This window comes from Pediococcus parvulus (assembly GCF_007990205.1).
In the GTDB taxonomy this organism is placed as follows: domain Bacteria; phylum Bacillota; class Bacilli; order Lactobacillales; family Lactobacillaceae; genus Pediococcus; species Pediococcus parvulus.
Map to the genome: position 1 here is coordinate 1 of NZ_BJWE01000059.1, position 6684 is coordinate 6684.

The following is a 6684-nucleotide window of genomic DNA, read 5'->3' on the forward strand; positions in this document are numbered from 1 at the left end:
CAAGAAATTCGCAATGTGGCCTTTAAAAATACGGAGAAGCTATAAAATTCTAGCTCTCCGTATTTTTCTGGGTCTAGAATTTTTGGTGTTGGAAAGTATTTCCATTCCAAAAGTACTAGGCCCTTTTTGATAACAAAAAAAGGCATCTAAGAAGCTGTCCAAGATCTATGATTTTTGATATACTTCTATGTAAAAAGCGAGTTTAAGCTATGAAAAATTATCCCAGCAATATTACTCGGCAACAATTTGAATTAATTCGACCAGCTTTAGAAAATTTTCGTAAGCGAACTAAGCCTCGAAAATATGACCTCTACGAGGTCTTCTGTGCGGTCCTATATGTCTTGAAAACCGGTTGCCAATGGCGTCAAGTCCCCGGTGATTTCCCAGAATGGCGGTCAGTTTACAACTATTACAAAATTTGGTCAACTAAAGCTGAGCCTACGGCTGATTCTTTATTGGAACAAGTTTTAAAAAAATTGTCATTGCTCGGCGAACTTACCAAGGACGTTCAGCTTTAACTTCCTTTATTATCGTTGACGCTCAGAGCGTCAAAAACACCGCTACTGCTGAAAACAAAGGTTACGACGCTGGTAAGAAAATCTCGGGGATTAAGCGCCATCTGGCAGTTGATATCAATGGCTTTCCGCAGGCCATTCACATGACGCGAGCGAACGTCTCTGATCGAGACGGGGCCAGTGCAATGATCGCTTTACATGCCATGCATTTACGCCAGGTTCAAAATGTCTTAGTTGATGGTGGTTATTCAGGCGTTAATTTTCAGCTCGATATAGCCAGTAATTTAAACGCAACCGTGCAGGTTGCGAAGCGCAATGAGTTGCATCGATTCGAAGTCATGCCCCAACGTTGGGTAGTCGAACGATCTTTTAGTTGGCTAGAGAATTGTCGGCGACTTTGGAAAAATTGTGAGCGTCAATTAACCACCAGTCTGCAAATGGTCGTTTTAGCGTTTTTAGCACTATTACTTAAGAGATTTTAGACAGCTTCTTAGAAAACCAGGTTCATCGGAGACGACTTTCCATAGTGGAAGCCGTCTTTTTTGATGCTTCATTTTTATTGAATGATTTGTATCCAATAGCATAAAAAAAGCGTGTCAAAGGTCGACACGCTCGAAGTAATGGCGTTAACAGTAAGCTATGGGTTTCTTAAGAATTCGACGTACTTCCATCACTTCTAAACAAAGTATAACAAAACTGCTTGCTAATGAATACTTAATGACATGAAATAAACACTGTATGAGTTTGGACACTAAAAAGTTCTTCGACTTACTCGGTTGAATTTGTTTTAAAAACCCTAGGCGATTTGAATGCCAGCCTCTAAGGTGTTATCCAATTTATAGATTCGTTCAACATCAATGACCACTACGCCAGCGCGTGGGAAACGGTCAAAAATGTTAGTTTGATCTAAAATATGATTAGCAAAATCATCTGTTTCATGAATATGAGCCGTTCCCTCAAAGCGAAATCCCTGTTGAGCGCCTCTATCAGCAACCGCAACCGCTGCCAAATGGTTGCTCGAGAGATTATCATAGGCTTGCCTGAAGGTATGCTCAAAGTAGATTAAATGTGAGTCATCTAAGACATGTAGTGAGCCCTTGGGACCAACTTGAGGTTTGCCATCTATTCCTGTTGTTGCTAGGAAGGGGAGCTGACTCTTTAACATATTCTTCATTTCTTCTGTAAGATTTACCATTTAATTTTCTCCGATCAACACGACATTACGCTTTCCAACTACTTTTAGTAAGTATATTGCCGATATTCTGTTTTGTCAATATCCTATTTTGTCAATCCTATGTCCCCAGATGAACACCGCAGACTAGGATCGCTGAAAGGTTAACAAGATCCTTTTGCTTGTTAGATTAGTTAGGCAAACGTGTTTATATCCTTGGTCCATACTCAGGATAGATGGGCATTGTGAGTGCAACAGGACTTAGTTGCTTGTATGCTAGGCAATGTTGGCCTTGATACAGAGGATCACACTGTTTCTGATCTGGATGATAACCTCGTTTTTCCATTTCACGATGCTGTCCCAATAATTGTTGTCCTGGGAGTTTGTCGAATTAAGTCTTGATGCCACAAACACACGCTACGGCTTCTTTTCTTGCAAACTGATCTTAGTATTTAGGGCAGTTGCATGATTACGGAATTGAACCATTTTATAATGAATCGGCTTTTCTATAAGTCTATAGAAAGTGCAGGTAATGGCATTTTCTCCAGATCGGATTGTCTAATCAATTTAATTGATTTTTTTGGTGTGTTTGATTATATTGCTTTTGCAAAGGTACAATATACCTTTTCTCTGCTGCCTTGCGAGCAGCGATGGCATCCTCCATATGAACATATACATGATTTAGGACAAGATGGCCTTGAAAGTACAGCCTTGCGACCCACTTTTGAGCAGTTTTATCCCAACTAATTCCGATAACGCCAGATTTGTTATTGGACCGTTTAAGTGTAGAAGCAACTAAATTTGTTCGATTGATTAGTTGAAAATTCTTGGGATTGCCCATGTATTTTTTAGTCTGGTTATTAGCTTTTATGTTTGATCTGCTTATTTCTGATCGCAAACACCCGCAACTGCGAGTGAATCCTTTTTGAAGTCGTTGACTGTCAACAATACATTTATTTCCACATTGACATTGACAGAGCCAAAGCGCGTTTCCATTAGAACTGCTTCCAAAAAAACTAATGACTGTGAGTCATCCAAACGTTTGATTGGCCAAATCGATACGCTTTTGCATACTAATCCCCCCGTTTGATAAGAAGGTACTTAAAGAGTTGCTTTCAATTGATCTAATCGCCATTGGCACCATGAAATAAAGGCTAATTCGTCAATCTTTGGAATGCCATAGGTTCTAGCATACGTTAACTTTTGAGTGGTAAGTAGTTGATCATAGGGTTTGCTAATAATACCAACCACAAGGATATTGACATTTTTGTCAATCCCGTTGACAGGTTTTGCTCCTAGAATAGTTGCTAACTGTTGTGCCTGGAAACGACGAAAAGATCGCAAACGGCCTGTAAAGAGAATTCGTTTGCCCCTTAAATCTATCATGATGTTTACCTCTCACTAGGGGGAACATTTGCTAGATCTTCTGCCTGATACTTTTCGATGCGATATAAGGTTACTGGTGCAATACCTAACATGCGGGCAATTTGTCGCTTGGTCAGAGTTTCATCTCCGTCTTTCTTCCTATTTAAAAGGCGACAGGCTTCTTTATATATATAGCGTTTTTGACGATTAGGTGAATGAGGACCATATTCGCGAATTTTTCCTTTATATTTGCCCTGGCGTTTGGCAATTTCTATGCCTTGTTGTTGCCGTATCTTAATAGTTTCGCGCTCTTCTTGAGCAATATACTTATATAGTTCGACAATAATTGTCGTAATCAAGTTACGAAGGTTAGGATCTTCAATACTTGCAAAGCTAGGCAGGTTTAGAACATTCAATTGAGCTCCATGATGCCGAATGGTTTCGATGATGTCAGTCAAATCATGAGAATTGCGACCAAGTCGATCAAGGCTCAATACCACTACTTCATCATCATCACGAATATAGTCTAACATTGCTTTTAGTTGAGGACGATCGGCATTTTTACCTGAAAGCTTCTCTTGAAAGATTTTATTAACACCGGCATCATGTAGCTGTTCAATTTGACGTGCAAGATTTTGATCACGCGTACTAACACGCGCATAACCGATTTTAGCCAATTCCAGGTCACCTCCGGGTCACTTATATGTAACTAATAATACTCCCTTCTCTCTTTAGTTACAATAGGGTAGGCCCCATTGTATCAAAATGTGGATTTTAAATTCCTATATCTATAAAAAATAAAGTCTCTCAATAATTTAATGAGAGACTTGAAGGTAGTATGAAATCATGGACACGATTTCATACTACCTTCACACCAATCGAGATCTTCTTGCTTAATTTACGTCATTAAATTCGTTCAAGTTATTTCTTGCAATCTGCCATTAACTTAATTTTACAAACCGAGAGATCTAAACAAGTTGCTTCTAAATACGTGTTATAGTAAAACACTAAACGCATTTCGATGAATAAAAATGGTCTGATCTCAGTAAAGTACTGAGATCAGACCATTAATTAAAACTAAATATAATTTTTCTAACTTAGTTGTTGCACTTAAACTACTGCATACTCATTTTTCAGTCTTACTTAATCTGCCTCGATGATAAATTTTCTTTTGGATTAAGTATTGATCCTGATCTTGAGTAATAAATAACGGAGAACTTTCTTCTATGACATTGCTAAACTCCAAACCATACCATGAAATAGGTGAGGCCGTAATTTTCTGCAAATAGATGCGCCCGCCAATCAATCTTCTATCTAACGAGCTTAACTTATCATTGACAATTAAATCTGCTGGTTGTTCCTTTATAATAACAAACTTAAAGTCGCCGACTTTCCGTTGTCGCTCTGTTGAATACGTGGGTATTTGTGGTTCTAAAATACCTTGTTCCACTAGATGATTTACAACTTGATGTAAATAGACACTAACGGATTGAGATTTCCTAAACCCTAAGTAAAATTGAACGTTAACAACATTATGCGTCTCAAGTAAATCAACTGTATAATTACTTTCATAAGGTGCATTGGTTTCATTGACTGTAACAAACCAATAAACTTTAGCTCTTTTAGGTTGTCTGTCGAGAATAGAATACATGGTACTACGCTTAATTTGGTAATCACCCTTAATTTTAGTCATATACACTAAGTTAGTCGTGAACAAAGGTACTGTATTGTCTGCGCTTAATTTAGAGAGTTGATCACGATAGTCAAGAAGTGAAACATACTCGCTTTCTTTCTCATAATGGTCTCTTCGTTTATTTCCAAAGTACCAAAGCCACATAATATAAAGAATGCCCAACATGATTGTTAACGTAACATAACCGCCATGAATAAACTTAACCAAACTTGAAATTAGAAAGATTAACTCAATAAAACCAAAAAACAAGGCAATTATAAGTGCTGTTCCCTTAGCCAGGTGTTTCTTTAAGAATTCATGCAAAAGCACAGTAGTCATAAGCATGGTAATAGTGATCGCTAAACCATACGCGGCCTCCATTTTTTGTGAACTACCAAAGAACCAGACTACACTAATTGTTATTATACATAGCATCCAGTTAACAGTTGCAATATAAATTTGATTTTTTATATTACTTGGATGTCTAATAACCATTCTAGGTAAAAATTTTAAGCCAATTGCTTCATCGACTAGAGTGTAAGAACCCGTAATCAACGCTTGAGAGGCAATAATTGCAGCGAGTGTGGCTAGCAAAATGCCAACTAGGCGCCAAGTTCCGGGGAGCATTTCATAAAAGGGATTTAAGTTCGATAAGTTCCTGTAAGCAGTATCACCTGCATGTCTAATTATCCAAGCACCCTGACCTAAGTAATTTAAAAATAGGGTACTATATACTAGTGGCCATGTTACATAAATATTCTGCTTGCCAACGTGACCCATATCGGAATATAAAGCCTCTGCTCCTGTGGTTGCCAAAAAGATACTTCCAAGTATAAAGATTCCCACTTTGTTAACTGGACTGAATAGTATCCTAATTGCATAATAAGGAGAAATAGCCTTCAATATCATTGGATAATTGATTAGATTAACGATTCCAAAGACAGCCAAAAAGCCAAACCATAAAATCATCACTGGTCCAAAGGATTTCCCAATCACACCTGTTCCAAAACGTTGAATCATAAATAATACGAGTAGAACAACTGTTGTGATAATCAAGACGTTATGTTGAGAATTACTAAACACCACAGGGCCAAGGTGTTGTTTTTTTAATCCCTCAATGGCTGAAGTCACAGTTACTGCAGGAGTTAATGTTCCATCGGCCAAAATGGCCGCCCCACCAATCAAGGCTGGCCAAATTAACCATTTTGAATTTTTTCGAACCAATGCATATAAAGCAAAAATTCCGCCCTCACGCTTATTATCGGCTTGCATTGCAATGACAACATACTTCAACGTTGTAATGATCATTAATGTCCAAAAAATCAACGAGATCGATCCAATCACGTAATTGGGAGAAATATTTCCCATTTTACCGGCGTCACCAATCAATGCATTCATAACATACAATGGTGAAGTGCCAATATCACCGTACACAATTCCTAAAGTAACAAGTGCCCCCGCAAAAGAAACACGTTCTAGTTGCTTATTCATATTTGCTTGCCCCCAACGCTAATTATTGAAATATAGCACTGCAAAATAGTAAGCCTAAACACGAAGAAAAGCAACTATGCCATATACATCATAATGAAATCACTTTAAAGAAGCTCATAATTTACGATATACTGATTGAAACCATAAATTATGGGCATTCTATTCTTAACTATCTAGTTGAACCATCTGATAACCGACTCCAATATGTGTTTTAATATACTGATTCTGAGTGTTAACTTCAATCTTTTTTCGCAAAGTTGCAATGGTCACTCGAAGAGAAGATGTATCTTCAACCGATTCTGTCCCCCAGACCGCTTTCAACAGATAGCGATGTGTCAACACGCGGGAAGTGTTTTCAGCAAGAATAATCAAAACCTTATATTCGGTTGGTGTTAAATGGATTTCATTTTGGTTTACTTTGACCGTTTGTGAATCAAAGTTGATCGTCAATTCTCCATTATAATAATTAT

General features: G+C 37.9%; 7 protein-coding genes and 1 pseudogene. 1 reads left to right on the forward strand and 7 read right to left on the reverse strand.

Annotation, left to right across the window (positions count from 1 at the left end):
* Nucleotides 1–209 precede the first annotated feature (209 nt).
* Nucleotides 210–997, forward strand: a protein-coding gene (locus PPA04_RS08860) for an IS5 family transposase (RefSeq protein ID WP_134787804.1) whose coding sequence is annotated in 2 segments (ribosomal slippage) — nucleotides 210–468 and nucleotides 468–997 — 789 coding nt in all. Because the reading frame shifts where the segments join, the coding sequence is not laid out codon by codon here.
* 314 nt (nucleotides 998–1311) lie between these two features.
* On the opposite strand, the gene PPA04_RS08865 is transcribed toward PPA04_RS08860, so the two are convergent.
* The 7 genes and pseudogenes from PPA04_RS08865 to PPA04_RS08895 all read right to left on the reverse strand — a co-directional run.
* The gene (locus PPA04_RS08865; protein ID WP_008855217.1) at nucleotides 1312–1710 is read right to left on the reverse strand and encodes a pyridoxamine 5'-phosphate oxidase family protein; all 399 of its coding nucleotides are present in this window, start codon (nucleotides 1708–1710) and stop codon (nucleotides 1312–1314) included.
* 123 nt (nucleotides 1711–1833) lie between these two features.
* Nucleotides 1834–2102: pseudogene (locus PPA04_RS09850) on the reverse strand (hypothetical protein).
* 146 nt (nucleotides 2103–2248) lie between these two features.
* Entirely contained in the window at nucleotides 2249–2707 is a 459-nt protein-coding gene (locus PPA04_RS09855) for an alcohol dehydrogenase (protein WP_307723914.1), read from the reverse strand.
* Nucleotides 2708–2787: 80 nt separating this feature from the next.
* Nucleotides 2788–3072: a BRCT domain-containing protein gene (locus PPA04_RS08880; protein WP_056986575.1), complete on the reverse strand. Its 285-nt coding sequence runs from the start codon at nucleotides 3070–3072 to the stop codon at nucleotides 2788–2790.
* A gap of 5 nt (nucleotides 3073–3077) precedes the next feature.
* Nucleotides 3078–3728 (reverse strand): recombinase family protein, encoded by a 651-nt coding sequence (locus PPA04_RS08885; RefSeq protein ID WP_057785041.1) that lies wholly within the window; start codon nucleotides 3726–3728, stop codon nucleotides 3078–3080.
* A gap of 449 nt (nucleotides 3729–4177) precedes the next feature.
* Complete coding sequence (locus PPA04_RS08890; RefSeq protein WP_147206803.1) at nucleotides 4178–6214, reverse strand: KUP/HAK/KT family potassium transporter; 2037 nt, start codon at nucleotides 6212–6214, stop codon at nucleotides 4178–4180.
* Between the two features lie 165 nt (nucleotides 6215–6379).
* Nucleotides 6380–6684: winged helix-turn-helix domain-containing protein (locus PPA04_RS08895; RefSeq protein WP_147206804.1), on the reverse strand; the 305-nt coding region annotated here is incomplete at its 5' end.